Raw genomic sequence first — 558 nt, 5'->3', positions numbered from 1 at the left:
CGCACCGGCACCACCAACCTCACCCCCGTCACCATCACCGGCAACCCGCCCGCAACCAGCACCACCATCACCGGACTCACCAACGGCACCGCCTACACCTTCACCGTCACCGCCACCAACGCCATCGGCACCTCCCCAGCCTCCACCGCATCCGCCCCCGTCACCCCCGCCGCAACCGCGACAGCACCCGCGGCACCCACCGGGGTYASCGCCGCCGCAGGGAACGCSTCCGCCACCGTGTCCTGGACCGCACCGAACAACGGCGGCTCACCCATCACCTCCTACACCGTGACCCCACGCACCGGCACCACCAACCTCACCCCCGTGACCGTCACCGGCAACCCGCCCGCAACCAGCACCACCATCACCGGACTCACCAACGGCACCGCCTACACCTTCACCGTCACCGCCACCAACGCCATCGGCACCTCCCCCGCCTCCACCGCATCCGCCCCCGTCACCCCCGCCGCGGCGTCCACGGGGGGAACAATCACCAACGGCGGATTCGAATCAGGCCTCACCGGCTGGACCACCGGCGGCGTCCGCGCCCCCGTAGCC

At 71.5% G+C, this 558-nt stretch carries 1 protein-coding gene; it reads left to right on the top strand.

Annotation, left to right across the window (positions count from 1 at the left end; all coding sequences use genetic code 11):
* The coding region (locus AB4Y73_RS20430) for a fibronectin type III domain-containing protein (RefSeq protein ID WP_441874512.1) at positions 1-558 on the top strand (558 nt) is incomplete at both ends.

The organism is Pseudarthrobacter sp. TAF60_1 (assembly GCF_052113505.1).
Classification (GTDB): Bacteria; Actinomycetota; Actinomycetes; order Actinomycetales; family Micrococcaceae; genus Arthrobacter.
This window is presented reverse-complemented; position numbering and strand designations above follow the sequence as displayed.